The sequence below is a fragment of the Flagellimonas sp. L-11 genome (genome assembly GCF_056857735.1).
Window position 1 is genome coordinate 1 of record NZ_JBSXNR010000047.1, and the last position, 21,474, is coordinate 21,474.

A 21,474-nucleotide genomic window follows, 5' to 3' on the forward strand; every position below is an offset into this window, starting at 1 on the left:
AAGTACAAATGCTTCAGCAGAGTCCTTCAATGCAAAAATAAAAGCCTTTAGGGCTCAGTTTAGAGGTGTCAAAAATGTAGAGTTCTTCCTATTTAGATTAACAACAATTTTTGCATAAACACAACAATTGGTCTTGATCCAAAATCACTTTAGGGGCCATGCTGTTCACATATACTTAAACAAAACTTATTCCAAAATAGTATAAACAAAAAAAGCCCAGTCTTGAGACTGGGCTTTTCCTAAATAACCAACCAAACTTTAAATTATGAAAAACCAATACTTAAAGTTATAAGGGAACCACCCCTTATGTGGGTCAAAGATACGGCAAGGTTTTGTAGGAAAAAGTGTTTTTAACGGACTTTAACTAAACCCTTATATTATTGGTTGATTTTATCGGTTTTTTTGACAAATTATTAAGAGAATTGGGCTGATTGATCGAGTGATTTTTATTAGAACCAATACCCGACACTGAAGAAGATATTGCTTTCACTAATCTCCGGAGACCACGAATAGTAAACTTGAATTGGTCCTAGAAAAGATTCGAAACCATAGCCTACCCCATATCCTGAAAAACTAGGCTCTTTGAACCAATCCCCTGTTCTAAAAAGATCGTCGTTGATATTGGCATAATTTGCAGAAAACAAAAAGTGGTGCTTGTAGGTAAATTCGTAATCCAAACGACCATATCCTTTAATGTAACTATTGCCTGGCAAGCTAAGAAAATCGTAACCGAAGAAGGGCACAAAATTGTTTACAAAGTCGTTGCCAAAACCTCCCAGGATAAAATCAAAAGAAGTTACTTGCGAAGTTCCAAGCTTTACACCTCCATCCGCTTCCAGCTGTAAGCTTAAGTTATTTAGCATTGAAAATGTGCCGCCAAACTTAGTCTTTGCTACGGCAAACTGGCTAAAATTATTGTTATAATCGGAAGAGAACGCGTAAAAGTGAAAATCGCCATCGAACAAAAGCCCTTTGGTGGGAAAGTATTTATCATCGTACGTGTCCAGTTTTATTTGGGAGAACGCGCTAAAATAATTGGAGTTTTCAAAAGTAGTCCTTTTGTTGGATGCCGACATTGCAACCTCCCCATCTGTATCTATTTGGTTTAGTGTTCGAGTACTATAGTTCAAGAATTTGTGCTCTGCTCCAATGGTAAAGGCAAACTCTTCTTGGAGAACGGTTTGCAGATATACTTGGTTGGTAAGGTCGGTCACATCTATATTAATTCTTTGGATATTGGGATTGTTCGGAACATTAAAGTTGCCTTGAATCAAAGAAAAATCGGTTTCAGCATCAAAATCGGTCAATTTTGAATTTATCCCAAGGCTCCAGTAATAGCCTTTATCCAAATAGTACTGCATGTTGTACCTAATATGGTCGCCCAATATAAAATCAAAGGAAGCCACATCATCCTTCATTAAAAAATTCTTTTTGGTGAGATTGATCAATGCCGCACTTTTATATAGATCATCATAATGAGCAGACATTTTTATGAACATTTTGGTGGGGTTCTCTTTGAGTTTTAGAATCAAGTCCGTGCCCAGACCGTTAGATACAAGGTCGTACCGGATTGCCTTAAAGTTTCCCGTTGCAGAAAGATTGCTCATTCCTTGCTTTAAATCATCAAACGAAATCTTCTCCGCCAGATTAAACCTCAACTTACCTTTAATGTACCCTCTGGTGTACTGGTCGTTACCTTTAATGATCATCCTGTTGATGGTTAGGCTGTCTACCATCTTGATTCTTTTACGGGGTTTTGGGGCTTCATCTTGACTTTGTGCTATTTGTTTTAGCTCATCCATTTTATTTTGAGCCGCAGCTTCCCCACTCTTCAGAATTTGTTTGCCCTTATCAAAAGCAATAACGGAAAATTCGTCAATGTCCGGCCGGATATACAAATCGGTTTCCTTGGATTTTTTCTTCATATCGTTTACCGTACGATAATTGTTGATCTGGAGCAATATTTCCGTAGCCGAAGAAAGTGATTCCCTTGTGGCCAGATCGTGTTGCACGTCTACCCCAATGATAATGTCTGCCCCCATTGCCTTTACTTGATTTATAGGGTAATTGTTCACCACGCCGCCATCGATCAAGATCTGTCCATCGATCTCAGCAGGTTCAAAAAGTGAAGGGAATGTCCCACTTGCCACAATGGCCTCGGGCAGATATCCTTTGTCCAGAAGAACCTCTTCCCCAGTTTCTACATTGGTGGCCACACACAAGAAAGGTGTAGGCAATTTTCTGAAATCCTGCACATCCTTTACATGGTACAAGAGCTGAACCAATAGGTTGTATATGTTCTGTCCGCCAGAAATAGCTTGCGGGAAGGTTACCTTAAAATTTTCGAAAGGCAAGGAAAGGGCATAGCGTTCGGAATCCTCTTTCTCGTAAAATGTTTTTGCACTTCGGGGAACATTGTCCTGTATCAAATCGGTAAAATCGGTACTCCTAAAAATGGAATCCAATTGCTGGGCGGAGTAGCCCGATGCGTACAAAGCCCCAACAATGGCCCCCATACTGGTTCCGCCAATATAATCCACTTTAACACCAGCTTCCTCAATAATCTTTAATGCGCCAATATGAGCCAAACCCTTGGCGCCGCCTCCACTTAGTACCAGCCCAACTTTTGGCGACTTTTTGTCTGTAGTGTTTTGGGCCATCCCCACCACACCTAGTAAAGCAATTAAAAGTGTTGTGATTGTTAGTTTTTTTCGCATTGCTTACTTATGAAAAGTTTTATAAATCTTCTTTGCCTTGGACACCCCAACGGAAGCTGTTAAAGTTTCCAGGGACGCTTCTTTGATTCGTTTTACCGATTTAAAGCTTTTTAGTAGTTGCTGGGCGGTTTTTTCCCCTATCCCCTCAATATTAACCAATTCTGAACTAATTGCACCCTTACTCCTTTTGTTCCGGTGATGGGTGATCCCAAACCGGTGGGCTTCATTTCGGAGCTGTTGGATTATTTTTAAACTTTCCGACCTTTTGTCCAAATACAGCGGTACCGGGTCGTCCGGAAAATAGATTTCTTCCAACCGCTTGGCAATGCCAATAATGGCTATTTTTCCACGTAGCCCCAAAACTTCCAAACTCTTTAACGCCGACGATAATTGCCCTTTTCCTCCATCTATTACAATAAGTTGGGGCAGGGATTCTTCTTCTTCGAGCAACCTTTTGTACCTCCTAAATACTACTTCCTCCATACTGGCAAAGTCGTCCGGTCCCTCCACAGTTTTTATATTGAAGTGACGATATTCTTTTTTTGAGGGTTTTCCATCCTTGAAAACAACACAGGCCGCAACGGGATTACTGCCTTGTATGTTGGAATTATCAAAACACTCAATATGTCGTGGCTCCTCCGAAAGCCTTAAATCCGACTTCATTTGTGCCATGATGCGTTTGGTATGGCGGTCTGGGTCGGTAATTTTGATTTGCTTTAGCCTATCCTGCCTATAAAACCTTGCATTACGTTCGGACAAATCTAATATCCTGCGTTTATCGCCCAACTTGGGCAGGGTCATCTTTACATCATCTTCCACGATAACCGGAAAGGGCAAATACACTTCCTTGGATTGTGAGTTGAAGCGCTGTCTAATTTCCGTAATTCCCAATTGGAGCAATTCTTCATCGGTTTCATCAAGCTTCTTCTTTATTTCCAGAGTATGAGACCTAATTATGGCCCCGTGGGAAATCTGTAAAAAGTTGACATAGGCATGGGTCTCATCAGAAATAACCGAAAATACATCCACATTGTTGATCTTGGGGTTCACTACAGTGGATTTGGCTTGATAATTTTGCAGAACTTCAATCTTATCCTTCACACGCTGTGCCTTTTCAAATTCCATTTTCTCGGCAAAATCCTTCATTTGCTGCTTAAAGGTCTGTATGGAGTTTTTTAAGTTTCCTTTTATGATCTGCCTAATATCTTCTATCTGGTCATGATACTCTTTTTCGCCCTGAAGTCCCTCGCAAGGCCCCAAACAATTGCCCAAATGATAGTCCAAGCATACTTTATATTTACCGGCATCTATTTTTTCTTCGGATAGGTCGTAGTTGCAGGTACGCAATGGGTACAGGCTCTTTACCAGATCCAGAAGCGTCCTCACCGTTTTCATGCTGGTGTAGGGGCCAAAGTATTCGGAACCGTCCTTGATCAGTTTTCGTGTGGAAAATACTCTGGGGAATCTTTCATTTTTAATACAGATCCACGGATAGGATTTATCGTCCTTGAGCAAAACGTTGTATCGGGGCAACAGTTTTTTAATGAGATTGTTCTCCAGCAAAAGGGCGTCCGACTCCGTAGGCACCACAATATGTTTAATGGAATGGATCTTCTTTACCAGCACCCGGGTTTTGCCATACTCTTGTTTTTTATTGAAATACGAGGAAACCCTCTTTTTAAGGTTTTTGGCCTTGCCAACATATAAAATCTTTCCATCGGCATCATAAAATTGATAAACCCCTGGATTGTTGGGCAGCGAGCTTAACTGTACTTTTAAAGATGCTGATTTGGACATAAGTAGTTCTAAAATGAACTGTTTTTGACTTTATAACAAAGTTATATTTTAATTGTGGTGATAATTGTTAAACTTGATGAATTCACGTTTTGCGTTCATATTTGACCGTTTTCACTTTAAAATCCGTCAAAAAGCACACAAAATCAGAATTTTGGCTACCCTATCCCAAACAAGGGTTTGTCCCTAAAAAAACTATGGAAATTGGACAATTTGATGATTGAGGTTTGGTTTAATTTGTTAAACAGTTGCTAAAAATTGTGCATTTCGTCGATAAAAAGTGCATTTCATGGTAAAATTTTCAATTGTTTTACTTACATTTAACCATCTAAATACAGTCCGATGGAAAACTATATTATCGTTTTGGGAATGTACTTGATTTTGATGCTTTTCTTCAAAATTTTTTTCTCCGTTGCAACCAACAAGGGAGAATAATGCTCCATTGCCCAAAAACAACCCCAAAATCTTCAACAGTTAAATGTTGAAACGTGAACTTAGAAAAAAATACACAAATCTGAGAGCAGCTATTACTCCTGCAAAAGCCTCGGATTTGAGTTTAGTGTTAGCCAACAATATACTCCAAATCCCTATCTGGGATTTTTTTTATTTCCATATATTTCTGAGCATAGAGGAAAAGAGCGAAGTGGACACTTTGCCTTTGATAACACTTCTCCAAGGAAAGGATAAAAACGTGGTGGTCCCCAAAGTGGTAAGCAGCAATTCCATGGAAAATTATTTGCTCACCGACAATACTTCTTTAAAAAAAAGTGCCTGGGGCGTACCCGAACCTGTGGATGGCATTGAAGTCCCTGAAAACAAAATTGATGTAGTCTTTGTACCCTTATTGGCTTTTGACTCCTTGGGCAACCGGGTGGGATACGGAAAGGGCTTTTACGATACCTTTTTGAACAAATGCCCCAAGGAAACCATAAAAATTGGCTTATCGTTTTTTGAAGCTGAAAATGAACGAATTACCGATGTCCATAAAAACGACGTAAAATTGGACTACTGCGTTACCCCAAAAAAGGTTTATGCATTCTGATCGGCAACGGCCTCTTTCTTATCTTCCTCCTTTGGAAATGCTTTTTTATTGAAAACAATCAAAATTCCTACCCCTGTACTTATTGCGGTATCGGCAATGTTGAACACTGGCTCAAAAAAGCGAAAACGTTGACCTCCCCATGAGGGAACCCAATCTGGCCATGTGGTATCCACCAAAGGAAAGTAAAGCATGTCCACCACTTTGCCGTGGAACAAACTTCCATAAGGCTCTTCCGCAAAAAGCGTAGCTACCTGACCATGGCTGTGGTCAAAAATAAGTCCGTAGAAAACAGAATCGATAATGTTACCTACCGCTCCGGCAAAAATTAGGGAAACCGCCAAAATCAAAGTTTTGGGTGACTGTTTTCTAATAATGTCCCACAACCAATATCCAATTCCAAAAACGGCAAAAATCCTGAATATCGTCAAAACCAGTTTTCCCACTGGCTCGGATATTGGCAGCAAATCACTCAATTTTGTGCCCCAAGCAGCGCCTTCATTCTCAATAAAAAGTATTTTGAACCAACTGAAAACCTCATGCGCCTCACCCAATATAAAACTGGTTTTGATATAGATTTTACTGATCTGGTCCACCAATAGGATCAGAATGATTATAATAAGGGACTTCTTTAAATTCATTATTCTATTAAAAGGGTAGCAAAAATATGGATATTATTTTGTTTTGGTTAAGAAGATGTCTCCTTCTATCGTCTTCAGAACAAATTGATTGTGACCAAAGGGTATTGTTTCCTTCTCTACTCTTCCGTAAGTGCTCTCCGCAACAATATCTCCACTCGGTACAGTTACCGTAATATCCCCTTTTTGGGTGGTCACCTTAACAGATTCGGAAACATTCTCCAAGGTACAGCGCCCATCGGACAAGGTAACGTTCAAATCTCTATATTTTCCCGAAACATACAAATTGGTATTGGTTCCAAATACATCTACACTTTTATATTCGGGAACACTAATTTCCAAAGCTATGGAAACAACTTTGTGCGCACTGAGTTTGTCGTTGGGGTTTACAAAAAGGGGTTGAAAGCCAGCACTTATCATGGCCGTGGTCCCGCTTTGTTCAATGGATATCAATAAATCTTTGGCATATTCCCCCTCCATACTTGCAGCGACCTGTACCTCATCGGACGATGTGGTCTTTAAATCAATTCGGTAACAATATTGGGCATCTATTTGAATAGTTTCCGTGCGAGGGCCAATAAAGGCTTTCCTTACTGATTTTTGCGCGTGAGTATTCACGAGCGTAAAAAAAACCGGCAAAAACAATAGTGCCCTCATAAATAAAAAACGCCCGAAGGCGTTTCAATTACTTCTGCATGTTCTTCGCCTCAATGCTCAAAGTAGCATGGGGCACAAGCTTTAATCGCTCCTTGTTGATGAGCTTACCGGTAACCCTGCAAACACCATAGGTCTTGTTCTCGATTCTCAATAGCGCATTCTTTAAGTCGCGGATAAATTTCTCCTGACGGATGGCCAATTGGGTGTTCGCTTCCTTGCTCATGGTCTCAGAGCCCTCTTCAAATGCTTTAAACGTTGGTGAAGTATCATCTGTACCGTTGTTACCATCGTTCATATAGGAGCTCTTTAAAAGTTCCAAGTGTTTCTTGGCCTTCTCTATTTTTTCCTCTATCAAAGCCCTGAATTCTGCAAGGTCCTTGTCGGAATATCTTACTGTTGAATCTTCTACCATTTTCTAATGTTTTTGAATAAACAATTTTGTATTCACTTCATCAAAGGCAATTGCTATACCTTCTTCAAGTTTTTCTTCAAAGTTGAGCTCAGCGGTCAAAGTTTCCGTTTTGATGTAATCCTCGTTACTGGAAACCGCATTTTCCACAAAGCCGTCCTTCAATATCTTAATATCAATTTTATCAGTCACCTCAAACCCGGATTCCTTTCGAAGATTCTGGATTCGGTTCACCAGCTCTCTCGCAATACCTTCTTTTCTTAAGGTTTCATCTATGGTAACATCCAGCGCTACGGTCAATGGACCGGAACTGGCCACCAACCAACCTTCGATGTCTTGGGAACTTATATCTACATCGGTTAACTGTAAATTAACGGTTTTATTTTCCAACTGTAGCAATAATTCTCCCTCGCGTTCCATTTTTTGTATGTCCTCTTGGCCCAATTTAGATACTCCGGCAGCAATTGCTTTCATATCCTTACCAAATTTTGGGCCCAACACCTTAAAGTTGGGTTTTATTTGTTTTACCAGAACTCCTGAAGCATCGTCCAACATCTCAATTTCCTTCACGTTTACTTCGGATTTCACCAAATTGGAAACGGCTTCAATATCACTCCTTTGCTCATCATCCAAAACTGGGATCATGATTTTTTGAAGCGGTTGGCGTACCTTTATTTTCTCCTTCTGACGTATGGAAAGTACCAAAGAGGAAATTTTTTGGGCCAACTGCATTTTGCGTTCCAAGTCTTTGTTTACCATATTGACATCAAAAACAGGGAACTCGGCCAAGTGTACACTTTCAAAACCTTCCTTTTTGGTGGTAGCGTCCAAATCCCTGTACAGTTGATCCATAAAAAATGGGGCGATCGGGGCAGATAATTTGGCTACTGTGGACAAACAAGTATAAAGCGTTTGGTAAGCCGAAATCTTATCGGTTTGATAATCGCCTTTCCAGAAACGTCTTCTGCTCAAACGCACGTACCAATTGCTCAAATTCTCCTGTACGTAATCGGAAATCATCCTTGCTGCCCGGGTAGCTTCGTAATCACCGTAGGCTTCATCCACATTTTTGATCAAGGTATGGAGTTCGGATAAGATCCATTGATCAATCTCTGGCCTATCTTTCAACGGAATATCGGCTTCGGAATAATCAAATTCATCAATATTGGCATAAAGTGCCATAAAGGAGTAAGTGTTGTAGAGCGTTCCGAAGAACTTTCGTTTTACCTCAACAACGCCTTCAATATCAAATTTTAGATTGTCCCATGGGTTGGCATTGGAAATCATGTACCAACGTGTGGCATCGGGGCCATGCTCCGGCAACACCTCGAACGGGTCTACGGCATTGCCCAATCGTTTGGACATTTTTTTGCCTTCCTTATCCAAAACAAGCCCGTTGGAAACCACATTTTTGTACGCAATGCTATCAAAAACCATAGTGGCAATGGCATGCAGGGTATAGAACCAACCTCGGGTCTGATCCACACCTTCAGCGATAAAATTGGCCGGAAATGCAATTCCGTCATCAATGAGTTCCTTGTTCTCAAAAGGATAGTGCCATTGGGCGTAGGGCATGGAACCACTATCAAACCAAACATCGATAAGATCTGCTTCGCGCTTCATGGGCTGTCCAGATGGCGAAACCAAAGTGATGCCATCCACTATATTTTTATGCAGGTCGATTTTATCGTAGTTGGACTCGCTCATATCACCAACCACAAAATCCTCAAAAACATCCTTCTCCAACACACCCGCCTCAACAGCTTTGGTCATTTCTGACTTTAGTTCTTCCACGGAACCAATCATCAGTTCCTCCTTGCCATCTTCGGTGCGCCAAATGGGCAATGGAATACCCCAGTATCGTGATCGGGACAGGTTCCAGTCGTTTGCATTGGCCAACCAGTTTCCAAAACGACCTTCGCCAGTGGATTTTGGTTTCCAGTTGATGGTCTGGTTTAGCTCGAACATACGGTCTTTTACATCCGTTACTTTGATAAACCAGGAGTTTAACGGGTAATAAAGGATAGGTTTGTCCGTACGCCAGCAGTTCGGGTAGCTGTGCACATATTTTTCGACCTTAAAGGCCTTGTTCTCTATTTTCAGTTTGATGGCAATCTCAACATCAACAGACTTTTCGGGTGCTTCACCCTCATCATAGTATTCGTTCTTTACATATTTGCCGCCAAATTCCTTCATTTCAGGTCTAAACCTGCCTTGCAGATCAACAAGCGGAACCGGATTGTCATTTTCATCCAAAACCAACATAGGCGGAATTTCTGGCGTGGCCTGTTTTGCCACCAAGGCATCGTCCGCACCAAAGGTGGGTGCCGTATGTACAATACCTGTACCATCTTCGGTGGTTACAAAATCCCCGGAAATTATCCTGAAAGCATTTTCCGGGTTTTGGTAGGGCTGCACATAATCAATCAACTGCTCGTACAGGATGCCTACCAAATCCTTGCCCACAAAAGTTTCGCACACCAAATATGGAATCTTTTTATCGCCTTCTTGGAATACATTCAATTCCTCTTCTGTCTCAACCTTAGAGAACTTTCCTGAAAAATTGTAGTTTACCAAGTTTTTGGCCACCACCACATTGATAGGTTCAAACGTATATTGGTTGAAGGTTTTTACCAACACATAATCTATTTTTGGACCAACTGTCAACGCCGTATTAGATGGAAGCGTCCAAGGTGTGGTGGTCCAAGCTAAAAAATAAATATCCCCATCAACTTTCTTCAAAAATTCTGGAAGCGAATCGATTTTGGCCTTGAATTGCGCGGTTACCGTGGTATCCGTCACATCTTGATAGGTCCCTGGCTGGTTCAGTTCGTGTGAGCTTAACCCGGTACCCGCCTTTGGGGAATAGGGCTGTATGGTATAGCCTTTATAGATAAGCCCTTTGTCGTAAATCTGTTTAAGCAACCACCAAACGGATTCCATGTACTTGGACTTGTAGGTGATGTACGGATTGTCCATATCCACCCAATACCCCACTTTTTCGGTCATCTCGTTCCAAACGTCCGTATAGCGCATTACCGCTTTTTTACAGGCTGCATTGTATTCTTCAACCGATATTTTTTTGCCAATATCCTCTTTGGTGATGCCCAGTTCTTTTTCCACGCCGATCTCTACAGGTAGGCCGTGGGTATCCCATCCCGCTTTTCTTTTTACCTGAAATCCCTTCATGGTTTTGTACCGCGGAAATATATCCTTGATGGTACGTGCCATAACGTGGTGGATCCCGGGCATTCCGTTTGCAGATGGCGGTCCTTCGAAGAACACATAGCTTTCCTTGCCTTCCCGTGTGGAAACGCTCTTTTCAAAAATCTGTTTGTCCTTCCAAAAGTCAAGAATTTCTTCAGATACTTTTGGCAAATCCAATCCCTTATATTCCGCAAACTTCATATACTGCTTCTTCTACTAGAATTCAAGTTTGCAAAATTATAAATTTAGATGGAATTACACCCTCCCTTTTTGCATTAGAATTCACTTAATTCCCTTAACCTAAATATGATAAGCACCAAATCAATTCTTAACATAAATTTCCCTATATTGATTCCTCATTAACACTTAACCATATATATCATGAAAAAAGTTCTAATTGCCGCAATGGCATTGACCTTGTCCATGTCTGTTATGACTTCCTGTAGGGACACTAAGGACAAAACCGAGGAGGCTTCGGAAGAAGCTGCAAAAAGCTTGGAAGAGGCTGGTGAAGATTTAGAGAGGGCCGCTGAAGATGCTGCAGACGCCATGAAAGAAGCAGGCGAAGATGCCAAAGAAATGGGCGAAAAGGCTCTGGACAGCATTAAAAAAGTTGGTGAAGAAACCATGGATGCTACAAAAGAGGCTGCGAAAAAAGCTATTGACAGCATGTAGCTTTATACTGACTCAAGACGAAACCTCTACAAAAAAAGGAGGGTGTCCAAAAGCCTGTTACTCGTCAGTTCGGGCGCAGTCGATAACCTAATTAAATCTGATAATCAAGAGGTTTAGACTGCGCTCATCCTGACAAAATCGAAATTTTGTTGCTTAGAATTCACCCTCTTATCTTTAAAATACATATCCCAAGCCCAAAACCAAATTAACCCCCGGGGCAGCAATGCCCGAAGAATACATCCGATACCGTTGGTTTGTCATGTTTTCCAGGCTCACAGATGCCTTCAAAGCATTGGTTATTTGATATTGCGACCTAAAATTTAAAGTGTACCAAGATGGCGAAAAAGGGTTTCCATTAGCATCACTGGCGTACATATACGTCTTGCCTTGTTCTGAAAGTGCCAAATCATTGTTGCTTACCTCGCCATTGTAGTTGACAAACACATCTGCTTTCAGTTTTTGGTTTTTCCAAATCAAATGTACATCACCAAAGGTTGGCGCGGCGTGGCGGGATGGGCTATCGGTTCCATCATCGTCCTCCTCAACTCCTTTTGTTAAGGTTAAATTGGAGTTTAAGGAAAGGTGTTCGTTAAAATAGGCTTCCAATCCAAACTCAAAACCATACACATAGGCCTTGGCTGCATTTTGTATGGCCTGCACATTGCTTGGTTCCCCGTTGTATTCAATTTCGGTTTGCCCACCGAAGGTGAAATCCCTTCGCACTAAAGCATCCACCAAGTAAGTGTAATAAGTAGCACCTTTCAAAACCAAAACATCATTAAAATTTTTTCTGAGCCCCAGCTCACCATTGTAGGCATATTCGGGTTCCAAATCGGGATTGGGCACTACTACCGAGCCAGGTTCGGAGTCAAATATTTTACCGATATCATCAATATTGGGTGCTCTAAATCCAGTAGAACCGTTCAAGGTTACCTGTAAATCGGATCTTGGGAACCAACTTATCCCCAAACTTCCAGTAAGGGCTCCGGTTACAATATCTGCCTCATCAAAAGGAAAGGTGTAATAGGTGGTATCGAAAATAGCATCTACCCAAACTTGGCTATACCGGATTCCCGATAATAAAGTAAGGTTTGGCTTTAATTGATACTCTCCATTTATATATCCGGCCAAGGTTTGCCATGTGGAACCATCGGGATATCTTGAAGCTGTTTCCGATACTTCATCCGTTTCAATATCTTGCATGCTTCCTTTGGAATCGACCTTGTTAAAGACATACTCAGCACCATAATATAGGTGCAAGTCCCCCATTTTCTTGTTTTCAAAATCCAAGTTTACGGATAGGGCATCTACTTTTTCCCTGGTTGAATAAAGTTCAGGATCTTGAAAGCCCCTGTCGTGTCGACTTTCTTCAAAAAACTGATAAGCTGTGGTCAGTTTTACTCCATCATAGAATTTGTTTTTTCCTTTTTGTGTGATTTGAAAATTTCCCATGAACCATTTTTGTGGGCCATAGTACCATTCTGCCGAACGAAGTCCATCGCCATCCTTACTGGGCCTGATTAATCTGTCATACCTTGGAAAATCCGATGTTTCGGAATAATACAATCCCAAATCGTAGTTCCAAGCGCTATTGGGTTTATAGGTGAACTTTTGTAGCAGATTGACCTGGTCGTATCCTGAACCCACTTGTTTTTTAGGTTCATCATTCGCAACCAAAACATCGGTTCCGTTCTCACGAACCACATAATTGTTTCGCAAATAGGATTCAGGCCCGTGCTTGCCCATCTTCAGATCATCAAAATTGTTGTAGGTAAAGCTTGTGTAGGATGCCCACTTTTGCTTTCCGAAATTAAAATCAATGTGGGCGGTGTTCTCATTATTGGCGGTCGAATATCGGTAGTTCACATTGGCGGAAAAAGCGAGGCTATCTGTAAAAGAAAAGCGTGGCTTTTGTGTGTAAAAATTCATTACACCTCCAATGGCATCACTACCGTAGATTACCGAACCCGGACCAAAGGTCACCTCTGTTTTTTTGATGGTGAACGGGTCAATGGATATCACATTTTGAAGGTTTCCTCCTCGGAATATGGCGTTGTTCATTCGAACTCCATCTACGGACAATAGTATTCTGTTGGTAGCAAACCCCCTGATCATGGGGCTGCCACCACCCAATTGACTTTTTTGCACAAATACTTTACCGCTATGCTGCAATAGGTCTGCGGAGGTCTGCGGAGCGGTAAACGCAATATTTCGGGCATCAAAAGTTTCAATTTTTTGGGGGATGTGTTTTTTCTGCTGCTCCCATTTGGAGACGGACATCACTACTTCTTGAAGTTCTTCTGTTTTTAGGTGGAGATAGACCCGGTTGCCTCGCCTTTCTATTTGATTTTTGGTAGTGGTATAGGTTGCATAACTAATATGTTTAAAAGTGATTTTTTCATCAGACGAAAAAATATCGAGCTCACTTTTTCCATTGAAATCTGTTACCGTAGTCTTACTCTGATCTTTGTTGAAAACCGCAATGTTGTCCACTGGCACTCCAGTATCTGCATCCAAAACGGTTACTTCTTGGGCATAAAATGTTAGGGTGAAAAATATAAGAATTAGAGGTAAGGTTGATTTTAGGTTTTGCATTGTTAGGTAAATACTGCATTTAATACGGCGAGGGATTTTGGTTCCCGAAATCCATATACATGTAAGCGGAAATACTGGACTACCGTTTTTAAGAGTTCTCGCCTGTTCGACTTAGTTAGTTGTATTCCTTGTAGTGCCTCAAAATTCGTGCCTAAAAATTTCTTAAAGTTTTCCAGATTTTCATTCTGAATCAAGGGATTAAGCGATGGCTCATTACAGAAACGGCCTTCCAAAAGATCAAAAAATGGCGAGTTTTGGTAAGAAGTGTCTGGATAGAAGCCCAAATACTTGGTAAGATTGAGCAAAAATAGGATGTGAAAATTAGGCGAGAGCTTATGCGCATCCATCCAATGGAGGGCATACTCCAAATAATTGAAAAGGCCTTCGTCCTGTTCTTGTTCCTGAATACTGTTTCCCAACATTTCAGCTAAAAAAAGCACCACGCTGTTCTTTACAACATCGGTGTGCATGGTTTGGTAAGGAAAGGCCACCCTAACATCGCGGATACTTTCCAAAGTGCCCTTGTTTTTATGGTTGGCCACAATCTCCAACTGCATCAGGGGAAGAAAATAAGCGGGTCTAATTTTAGCTTTTTTGGAAGCGAGAACTCCTTTTAGCAAATACGATTTTACCCCATCGGACTGCGTAAAGGCTCGAACAATAAGGCTGGTGTCCCCATATTTTAAGGAAGAGAGAACAATGGCCTTTGTTGTGATTTGCATGGGCTAAAAAAAAGCAGTTAACAGAAGTGTAAATGTAGCCACTACTTCTGGTAACTGCCAATCTAAAATTATTTTGGAACCGGATTAGATCACTCCTTGGGCCAGCATTGCATCTGCAACCTTGACAAAGCCGGCAATGTTGGCTCCTTTTACATAGTTACAATACCCGTCTTCTTCTCCATATTCCACACATGAATCATGAATATCGGCCATAATCCCTTTCAATCGTTTATCCACTTCTTCCCTTGTCCAACTGATACGAAGTGAGTTCTGACTCATCTCCAATCCTGAAGTGGCCACCCCACCCGCGTTTGAAGCTTTACCTGGTGCGAACAGAATTTTAGCATCGTGGAATGCGTGAATCGCTTCTGGGGTAGAAGGCATATTTGCGCCCTCTGCCACGGCAATACATCCGTTTTTGATCAAGGTAGCTGCATCGTCCCCATTCAATTCGTTTTGGGTGGCACATGGCAATGCGATATCGCAAGCAATCTTCCATGGTGTTTCTCCCTTGCGGAACTCTGCCGATGGGTATTTATCGGCATACTCGGAAATTCTTCCTCGTTTGTTGTTTTTCAAATCCATCACAAAGGCCAGTTTTTCGGTATCAATACCATCCTTATCGTAGATGAATCCTCCGGAATCAGAAAGTGTTAAAACGGTACCTCCAAGTTGCAATACTTTTTCAGCTGCATATTGTGCCACGTTCCCAGAACCTGAAATCACCACTTTTTTACCTTCAAAAGTCTCGTTTCTGGTTTTGAGCATGCTATCGGCAAAGTAAACCGTACCATAACCGGTTGCTTCGGGACGAATCAAGGAGCCTCCCCAAGAAAGTCCTTTACCTGTTAACACGCCGGTAAACTCGTTTCGTATTTTCTTGTACATCCCGAACAGGAACCCGATTTCACGGGCACCTACACCTATATCACCTGCTGGAATATCGGTATTTGGACCAATGTGTCTGCACAGCTCGGTCATAAAAGCATGGCAAAAACGCATAATCTCATCGTCCGACTTACCTTTAGGGTCAAAATCGGACCCCCCTTTACCTCCACCCATGGGCAGGGTTGTCAAACTATTTTTGAAAACTTGTTCAAAAGCCAAGAACTTAAGCACACTGGCGTTTACGGTAGGGTGAAAACGAAGCCCCCCTTTGTATGGCCCAATGGCCGAGTTCATTTGAACACGATAGCCACGGTTTACATGGATTTCTCCATCATCATCTATCCATGCCACACGGAATGAAATCAATCGCTCGGGCTCCACCATCCGCAATAGAATGTTTTTACCGTGGTATATGTCGTTCTGTGCTATGTAAGGTATCACGGTCTCCGCTACCTCTTGCACGGCTTGTATGAATTCGGGCTCATGACCATTCCTGGCAATCACCTCATCCATAAACGTTTTTATTTTTGCTTCCATATATTGGGTTAAAATTTATTGTCTTTCCGCTCGCGAAAAGTGTTTTTTTAATGAATTATGAATTTGAGGGCAAAATTATATTATTTCAATAATTTGAATGTATCTATTTTATAAATTTTTCAAAAAATGTTATTTCAACGCCTGATCTAAATCTGTAATCAAATCAGTTATATCCTCAATACCTACGCTAAGCCTGATCAGGGCATCGACTACACCATTTTTTTCTCGCTCTGCCTTTGGAATACTACCGTGCGACATACTCGCTGGATGTCCCACTAAACTTTCGGCACCTCCTAACGATTCGGCCAGCGTGAATAGTTGAAGGTTCTCCACAATTTTTATGGCACTCTCGTAGTTACCGCCTTTGGGCACAAAGGAAATCATACCGCCAAAGCCCCTCATTTGATTTTTGGCCACATTGTGGTTGGGATGATTCTCAAAACCAGGCCAATACACTTTATCAATTTTGGAATGATTCTCCAAATATTTGGCAATCAATTCCCCATTCTCGCAATGCCGTTGCATGCGCACGTGAAGAGTTTTAATGCCTCGAAGGGTCAAAAAACTGTCCATGGGACCACAAATACCTCCACTGGATTTCTGGATAAAATAGAGTTGCTCGGCCAATTTTTCATCCTTTACCGCCAAAGCCCCGACCACTACATCGCTATGCCCTGCCAAATATTTGGTAGCGGAATGCATTACAATATCTGCCCCGAGCTCCAAGGGTTGCTGTAGGTAGGGTGTGGCAAAGGTGTTGTCCACCGCTAACAGCAACTTATGCGATTTCACGATTTTTGAAACGGCTTTAATATCAATAATGTTCATCATGGGATTGGTAGGCGTTTCCACCCACACCAGTTTGGTATTTTTATTGATTTGCGAAGCTAGTTCCTCCATATCCGTCATATCCGAAAACCTGAACCTGACCCCAAATTTTTCAAAAACACCTTTAAAAAGCCGGTAGCTTCCTCCGTATAGGTCACTTGTGCAAATCACCTCATCACCAGGGCCCAACAGTTTCATCACGGCATCTATAGCGGCCATGCCACTGCCAAAAGCCATCCCAAAGTTGCCGTTTTCCAAGCTGGCCACCGCATTTTCCAAAGCAGTTCTGGTAGGGTTTGCCCCTCTGGAATATTCGTAACCTTTATGCCCTCCAGGAGTGGATTGCGCATAGGTAGAGGTTTGGTAAATGGGAGGCATTACGGCACCATAGGCTTTGTCGGGGTGCTGCCCACCGTGAATGGCTCTGCTGTTGAACTTTAACTCTTTTTTGCTCATGCTAAAACTATCTTACTACAAATGTATCGTTATCTTTCCGAAGTATTATTTTTGATGACCCAAAACCTCGACCCATGAAAAAACATCTTGCAACAATCTTTTTTTTGTGCCTTTTGATGAGTTGCCAAACCGAGAGCAAACTTACTTTTGAGCCAACACAGTTGTTGGGCGAAAACTGCAATGGTTGTCCAAAAATAGAGATCAACATTCCCAATGCGCTGGACGACTCCCCGGTTGCCGAAACTATAAATATTGCGCTACAAGAAGAGATTATCAGTATTTTGTCCTTTAATGACGATGAAACCATAGACAGTGTGGACAAAGCCCTGCAATCGTTTACCGCGAGCTACAAGGAACTTAAGGCCAAATTCCCCGATGAGGTGCAATGGGAGGCCGAGATAGATGGCACAGTGGTTTATGAGGATGAAAACATTCTTACTTTGATGCTCAATTCCTACTCCTTTACGGGCGGTGCCCATGGCTACGCGTCCACTTCCTATCTAAATTTTGATAAAAGAAAGGGTACAGAACTCGAAAACTCGGAACTTTTTGATGATTTGGAAGGTTTTGAAGATTTTGCGGAGACTAAGTTTCGCCTTCAAGAAAACATCCCAAAGCATAAAAATATTAATGCTACGGGCTTTATGTTCGATGGAGATTCCTTTCACTTATCCAACAGTATTGGGTATACAAAAGATGGGTTAAAATTGATCTACAACCAATACGAGGTAGCCTCATACGCCGATGGACCCATTGTTTTAACATTGCCTTACGGTGAAATCAATACCTATTTAAAAAGAAAAGTGAAGCACTAACGATTCCGTTCCAACGCCTTTTTCAAAGCCAAGATGGCCCCAAGGTGAAGCCCCTCGTGAAACACATTGAAAGCCAAAGCATCTTTCACATTGCTTAAACCAATTTTGGGGGTTGTCATATATTCCTTAAAAGTTTTGAATTTGCCGTGTTCATAGTCCAACTGGATAAGCTTTACCGTACTGAACAGATAGGCCGATATTTTCTCCATCTCCTCCTTTGTCGGCTCTCCTTCGGGAAATGTTCCTTTTCGGTATTTATCTATCAGCTCTTTCTCGATGGTAAATCCCATCCCGTTCAATCCGTAGAACAATAATTGGGGCGTAACCACTACATGGGCTATGTTCCACCAAATATTGTTGTTGAAACCTTCAGGAATTCTGAACAAATCCTCCCTTGGGGTATGCTCCAAATGGTCGTGAAGTATCTTTCTGTTCTTGAGAAGAATGTCGAATAACTTTTCCATGGGATAGCAATTGGTTGATGTAAAACTAGCCCTAAAATCTGAAAAAGTATCCTTCAAGCGTGATTAATCCATCATCAAAAAAACAAACACTGCCTTTAAAAGCTGTTGAATTTACATGTTCGTAATGTGTTTTGATAGTTTTTTGATTTCCTTTGTCGATCCAAAACCATTGTCATGAAAAAAATATACCATTTGGGCAGTTGCTCAACCTGCAAGCGTATCCTTAAGGAATTGGAACCGTTGGGCGGCGTGGAGCTCCAAGAAATAAAGTCCGAGGCCATAACCCCGGAACAATTGGAACAAATGGTGAAACTCAGCGAAAGCTATGAATCGCTCTTTAGCAGAAGGGCCATGCTTTTCCGCCAAAGAGGTTTACATGAAAAAGACCTTTCGGAAAAGGATTACAGGGATTTGATCTTAGAACATTATACCTTTTTAAAAAGACCCGTGGTTATGGCCGACAGGCAAATTTTTATTGGAAACTCCAAAAAAACGGTTCAAGCCGCCAAGGAAGCCCTGCATTCATGAGCAAAAGAACGCTGGCCATTTTGGCTGCCATCGGTGCCACTGTAATTTACGGTATCAACCACACCTTGGCCAAAGGGGTCATGCCCACGCACGTTAAACCCTTTGGGTTCATTTTTTTAAGGGTTGGGGGAGCTGCCATGCTCTTCTGGCTCATTTCTTTTTTTGGTCCCAAGGAAAAAATTGAGAAACGGGATTGGGGCCGTATGTTGGCCTGTTCCATTTTGGGCATGTCAATCAACATGCTTTCGTTTTTTAAGGGCCTACAACTTTCCACGCCGATCAACAGCGCTGTTTTGGTAACAATTACACCTATTATAGTGGTCGCTATTTCAGCTTTATTTTTGAGTGAAAGAATCACCCTGAACAAGGGATTAGGGATCTTTTTGGGTTTTGTAGGGGCGGTAGGACTCATTCTATTTGGAGCAGAAGCCCGCCAAGATGCGCCTAACATCCCTCTGGGGAACTTTTTGTTCATTATCAATGCAACTGCTTACGGCGCCTATTTGGTAGTCGTAAAAAAATTGATTGAAAAGTACCACCCCTTCACCATAATGAAATGGCTCTTTACCATCGGCGTTCTTATCAATCTGCCCATTACCCTGCCAGAGGTTTTAGAGATACAATGGTCCACCATGCCTCTCTGGGCCTATGGTTCTGTTGCCTTTGTGGTGATCGGAACCACATTCTTGACTTATTTGTTCAATATTTTTGCATTGACACAGCTCAAGGCTTCATCCGTAAGTGCTTTTGTTTATATGCAGCCCCTTGTAGGCATACTTTTCGCCCTTTTTTCGGGCAAAGACCACCTTACCTTGGTTAAAATTACCGCAATGGCCTTTGTTTTGGTCGGGGTGTATTTGGCGAGTAAAAAACCGAAGCCCATAGTACGTTAAGTTAGTTCAATCTATGATTGAATATCCTCCAAATCCTTCGGAACCTGAACATGCTTTCGGGTATCTTCCTTAGTAAGGGTTTTAAAATCTGCTGTTTTTTCCATGGACTGAAAAGCCTTGAGAAACTTATCGGGCAATCCTGTTAGTTTCCTTTCTTTCAAATCTATCCAAGCGCCCATCATCTCGCAACGTGCAAAGTTTTTGCCCTTATGGTCGTAAAAATTGTGCCGGAACTCAAAAAACATTCCGTCCTCGCTCATTCCTACAAACTCCAACGAAACTTTTACGGGCATGCCAGGAAATGCTTCTTTAAAATAGTATACGTGCTCGTAAAAGACCACGGGACCAATATTGTGGGCGGCCATACTCTTTTGGTTAAAACCAAGCTGTTGCAAATAAGCCATTCGGGTATGGCTCATAAAATTGATATAAGCGGAATTCGCCAAGTGCCGATTAGCATCCGTATCGCTCCATCTGATCTCAAATTCTTTAAAAAACATAGCGGGTTATTTTGTTATGCATGCATAATAATTGTAAAAATACCATAGTTTTGGTAACTGATTCCAATACGGAAGAAGAATTGTTCCTATTTTTAAACATAGTTTAACACGAAAAACCATGAGCCAAAAAGCTGAATTCATCAAAAACCTATCCCTTCCTGTAATTGCCGCACCCATGTTCTTGATTTCGGGATCTAAATTGGTGGTGGAATGTTGCAAAAACGGTATTGTTGGTACATTTCCTGCCCTTAACCAACGTACTAGTGAAGGTTTTGAGGAATGGCTCATCCAAATAAAATCCGAACTAAAAACATTTGAAGAGGAAACAGGTAAAAAAGCGGCTCCTTTTGGTGTCAATCTTGTGGTACACCCTACAAACCCGAGATTGGAGGCAGATGTTAAACTCTGTATAAAGCACAAAGTGCCATTGGTAATCACTTCCTTAGGTGCTGTGAGCCAAGTGGTGGATGCCATTCACAGTTATGGTGGCTTGGTTTTTCATGATATCATTAAAAAACGTCACGCAGAAAAAGCTGCCGAAGCAGGCGTGGACGGACTTGTTTTGGTGTCTGCCGGAGCAGGCGGGCATGGTGGCACCATAAACCCGATGAGCCTAATTGCCGAGGTGAAAAAATTCTTTGATAAGACCATCATTCTATCTGGATGCATCAGTACCGGACGTGATGTTGCCGCTGCGCTTCAAATGGGAGCCGACCTTGCCTATATGGGCACTCGATTTATCAATACAGAAGAAAGTAAGGCCACAGATGAATATCAAAAAATGATCATTGATGCAGGTGCCGGTGATGTAGTCTATACCGCGGCCATTTCGGGGGTACACGCCAATTTCCTGGCAGAAAGTTTAAAAGCAGCCGGAATAACCGAAGAATACTTAAAAAAAGATACGAAGATTGATTTTGGCAAAGAACTGGATACCGAAGCCAAAGCATGGAAAACGATTTGGTCTGCCGGACAAGGGGTAACGACCATAGACAATGTATTGCCCGTATCAAAACTCGTTGCAAACTTGAAAGACGAATTTAAAACGGCGGTTGAAGAACAAGCAAACCTTTTAAAAACCTTCCCAAAGGAGTAATTTTTAAACCAAAATT

At 41.7% G+C, this 21,474-nt stretch carries 19 protein-coding genes; 7 read left to right on the forward strand and 12 right to left on the reverse strand.

Annotated features, from left to right (window positions below; translation table 11 throughout):
* Positions 1-118 (forward strand): transposase (locus AC13CC_RS07105; protein WP_482875575.1); only part of this gene is annotated, 118 nt, incomplete at its 5' end.
* Between the two features lie 331 nt (positions 119-449).
* Here the strand turns inward: AC13CC_RS07105 and AC13CC_RS07110 are convergent.
* Together AC13CC_RS07110 and uvrC are read right to left on the reverse strand one after the other, a co-directional pair.
* A complete protein-coding gene (locus tag AC13CC_RS07110) occupies positions 450-2,717 on the reverse strand; it encodes a patatin-like phospholipase family protein (RefSeq protein WP_482875977.1) in 2,268 nt (755 codons plus the stop codon).
* Positions 2,718-2,720: 3 nt separating this feature from the next.
* Positions 2,721-4,514 carry an excinuclease ABC subunit UvrC gene (uvrC, locus tag AC13CC_RS07115; RefSeq protein WP_482875979.1) on the reverse strand — a complete coding sequence of 598 codons (1,794 nt, stop codon included), beginning with the start codon at positions 4,512-4,514 and terminating at the stop codon, positions 2,721-2,723.
* Between the two features lie 475 nt (positions 4,515-4,989).
* On the opposite strand from uvrC, the gene AC13CC_RS07120 reads away from it, so the two are divergent.
* Entirely contained in the window at positions 4,990-5,553 is a 564-nt protein-coding gene (locus AC13CC_RS07120) for a 5-formyltetrahydrofolate cyclo-ligase (protein ID WP_326279492.1), read from the forward strand.
* Here AC13CC_RS07120 and AC13CC_RS07125 read toward each other — a convergent pair.
* The 4 genes from AC13CC_RS07125 to ileS all read right to left on the reverse strand — a co-directional run bounded on the left by AC13CC_RS07125 (position 5,541) and on the right by ileS (position 10,662).
* Positions 5,541-6,191 carry a lipoprotein signal peptidase gene (locus AC13CC_RS07125; RefSeq protein WP_326279493.1) on the reverse strand — a complete coding sequence of 217 codons (651 nt, stop codon included), beginning with the start codon at positions 6,189-6,191 and terminating at the stop codon, positions 5,541-5,543. The two genes, AC13CC_RS07120 and AC13CC_RS07125, sit on opposite strands and share 13 nt — an antisense overlap.
* Positions 6,192-6,224: 33 nt before the next feature.
* Positions 6,225-6,806, reverse strand: coding sequence for a DUF4097 family beta strand repeat-containing protein (locus tag AC13CC_RS07130; RefSeq protein WP_326279494.1), 582 nt, complete (start codon positions 6,804-6,806; stop codon positions 6,225-6,227).
* 67 nt (positions 6,807-6,873) lie between these two features.
* Positions 6,874-7,257 carry a TraR/DksA family transcriptional regulator gene (locus AC13CC_RS07135; RefSeq protein WP_482875981.1) on the reverse strand — a complete coding sequence of 128 codons (384 nt, stop codon included), beginning with the start codon at positions 7,255-7,257 and terminating at the stop codon, positions 6,874-6,876.
* Between the two features lie 3 nt (positions 7,258-7,260).
* A complete protein-coding gene (ileS, locus tag AC13CC_RS07140; protein WP_482875984.1) occupies positions 7,261-10,662 on the reverse strand; it encodes an isoleucine--tRNA ligase in 3,402 nt (1,133 codons plus the stop codon).
* A 180-nt stretch (positions 10,663-10,842) separates the two neighbouring features.
* On the opposite strand from ileS, the gene AC13CC_RS07145 reads away from it, so the two are divergent.
* Positions 10,843-11,136 (forward strand): hypothetical protein, encoded by a 294-nt coding sequence (locus AC13CC_RS07145; protein ID WP_326279499.1) that lies wholly within the window; start codon positions 10,843-10,845, stop codon positions 11,134-11,136.
* A gap of 174 nt (positions 11,137-11,310) precedes the next feature.
* Here AC13CC_RS07145 and AC13CC_RS07150 read toward each other — a convergent pair whose 3' ends face one another.
* From AC13CC_RS07150 to AC13CC_RS07165, 4 genes are all read right to left on the reverse strand, one after another.
* Positions 11,311-13,731 (reverse strand): TonB-dependent receptor, encoded by a 2,421-nt coding sequence (locus AC13CC_RS07150; RefSeq protein WP_482875986.1) that lies wholly within the window; start codon positions 13,729-13,731, stop codon positions 11,311-11,313.
* A gap of 2 nt (positions 13,732-13,733) precedes the next feature.
* Positions 13,734-14,453 (reverse strand): DNA repair protein RecO, encoded by a 720-nt coding sequence (recO, locus tag AC13CC_RS07155; RefSeq protein ID WP_326279501.1) that lies wholly within the window; start codon positions 14,451-14,453, stop codon positions 13,734-13,736.
* Positions 14,454-14,537: 84 nt separating this feature from the next.
* Positions 14,538-15,878 (reverse strand): NADP-specific glutamate dehydrogenase, encoded by a 1,341-nt coding sequence (gene gdhA, locus AC13CC_RS07160; protein ID WP_326279502.1) that lies wholly within the window; start codon positions 15,876-15,878, stop codon positions 14,538-14,540.
* Positions 15,879-16,007: 129 nt separating this feature from the next.
* Complete coding sequence (locus tag AC13CC_RS07165; RefSeq protein ID WP_326279504.1) at positions 16,008-17,162, reverse strand: cystathionine gamma-synthase; 1,155 nt, start codon at positions 17,160-17,162, stop codon at positions 16,008-16,010.
* Positions 17,163-17,236: 74 nt separating this feature from the next.
* Between AC13CC_RS07165 and AC13CC_RS07170 the strand changes: the two genes are divergently transcribed.
* Positions 17,237-17,977: a DUF3298 and DUF4163 domain-containing protein gene (locus tag AC13CC_RS07170; protein ID WP_482875988.1), complete on the forward strand. Its 741-nt coding sequence runs from the start codon at positions 17,237-17,239 to the stop codon at positions 17,975-17,977.
* Here the strand turns inward: AC13CC_RS07170 and AC13CC_RS07175 are convergent.
* Positions 17,974-18,441 (reverse strand): DinB family protein, encoded by a 468-nt coding sequence (locus AC13CC_RS07175; protein WP_482875990.1) that lies wholly within the window; start codon positions 18,439-18,441, stop codon positions 17,974-17,976. The two genes, AC13CC_RS07170 and AC13CC_RS07175, sit on opposite strands and share 4 nt — an antisense overlap.
* Positions 18,442-18,615: 174 nt before the next feature.
* Between AC13CC_RS07175 and AC13CC_RS07180 the strand changes: the two genes are divergently transcribed.
* Both AC13CC_RS07180 and AC13CC_RS07185 read left to right on the forward strand, forming a co-directional pair.
* Positions 18,616-18,969, forward strand: a complete 354-nt coding sequence (locus tag AC13CC_RS07180) for an arsenate reductase family protein (RefSeq protein ID WP_482875992.1) — start codon at positions 18,616-18,618, stop codon at positions 18,967-18,969.
* Positions 18,966-19,862, forward strand: a complete 897-nt coding sequence (locus AC13CC_RS07185; protein WP_326279512.1) for a DMT family transporter — start codon at positions 18,966-18,968, stop codon at positions 19,860-19,862. The genes AC13CC_RS07180 and AC13CC_RS07185 overlap by 4 nt, the downstream gene beginning before the upstream one ends.
* Positions 19,863-19,873: 11 nt before the next feature.
* Here AC13CC_RS07185 and AC13CC_RS07190 read toward each other — a convergent pair whose 3' ends face one another.
* Complete coding sequence (locus AC13CC_RS07190) at positions 19,874-20,362, reverse strand: acyl-CoA thioesterase (protein WP_482875994.1); 489 nt, start codon at positions 20,360-20,362, stop codon at positions 19,874-19,876.
* A 118-nt stretch (positions 20,363-20,480) separates the two neighbouring features.
* Between AC13CC_RS07190 and AC13CC_RS07195 the strand changes: the two genes are divergently transcribed.
* Positions 20,481-21,458, forward strand: a complete 978-nt coding sequence (locus tag AC13CC_RS07195) for an NAD(P)H-dependent flavin oxidoreductase (RefSeq protein WP_326279516.1) — start codon at positions 20,481-20,483, stop codon at positions 21,456-21,458.
* Positions 21,459-21,474: the final 16 nt, after the last annotated feature.

Coding starts and splice junctions, on each gene's coding strand:
- AC13CC_RS07185 (WP_326279512.1), top strand. CDS start 18,966: ATGAGCAAAAGAACGCTGGCCATTTTGGCTGCCATCGGTGCCACTGTA.
- AC13CC_RS07110 (WP_482875977.1), bottom strand. CDS start 2,717: ATGCGAAAAAAACTAACAATCACAACACTTTTAATTGCTTTACTAGGT.
- AC13CC_RS07180 (WP_482875992.1), top strand. CDS start 18,616: ATGAAAAAAATATACCATTTGGGCAGTTGCTCAACCTGCAAGCGTATC.
- AC13CC_RS07190 (WP_482875994.1), bottom strand. CDS start 20,362: ATGTTTTTTAAAGAATTTGAGATCAGATGGAGCGATACGGATGCTAAT.
- recO (WP_326279501.1), bottom strand. CDS start 14,453: ATGCAAATCACAACAAAGGCCATTGTTCTCTCTTCCTTAAAATATGGG.
- AC13CC_RS07170 (WP_482875988.1), top strand. CDS start 17,237: ATGAAAAAACATCTTGCAACAATCTTTTTTTTGTGCCTTTTGATGAGT.
- AC13CC_RS07125 (WP_326279493.1), bottom strand. CDS start 6,191: ATGAATTTAAAGAAGTCCCTTATTATAATCATTCTGATCCTATTGGTG.
- AC13CC_RS07150 (WP_482875986.1), bottom strand. CDS start 13,731: ATGCAAAACCTAAAATCAACCTTACCTCTAATTCTTATATTTTTCACC.
- AC13CC_RS07135 (WP_482875981.1), bottom strand. CDS start 7,257: ATGGTAGAAGATTCAACAGTAAGATATTCCGACAAGGACCTTGCAGAA.
- gdhA (WP_326279502.1), bottom strand. CDS start 15,878: ATGGAAGCAAAAATAAAAACGTTTATGGATGAGGTGATTGCCAGGAAT.
- ileS (WP_482875984.1), bottom strand. CDS start 10,662: ATGAAGTTTGCGGAATATAAGGGATTGGATTTGCCAAAAGTATCTGAA.
- AC13CC_RS07120 (WP_326279492.1), top strand. CDS start 4,990: ATGTTGAAACGTGAACTTAGAAAAAAATACACAAATCTGAGAGCAGCT.
- AC13CC_RS07195 (WP_326279516.1), top strand. CDS start 20,481: ATGAGCCAAAAAGCTGAATTCATCAAAAACCTATCCCTTCCTGTAATT.
- AC13CC_RS07165 (WP_326279504.1), bottom strand. CDS start 17,162: ATGAGCAAAAAAGAGTTAAAGTTCAACAGCAGAGCCATTCACGGTGGG.
- AC13CC_RS07175 (WP_482875990.1), bottom strand. CDS start 18,441: ATGGAAAAGTTATTCGACATTCTTCTCAAGAACAGAAAGATACTTCAC.
- uvrC (WP_482875979.1), bottom strand. CDS start 4,514: ATGTCCAAATCAGCATCTTTAAAAGTACAGTTAAGCTCGCTGCCCAAC.
- AC13CC_RS07145 (WP_326279499.1), top strand. CDS start 10,843: ATGAAAAAAGTTCTAATTGCCGCAATGGCATTGACCTTGTCCATGTCT.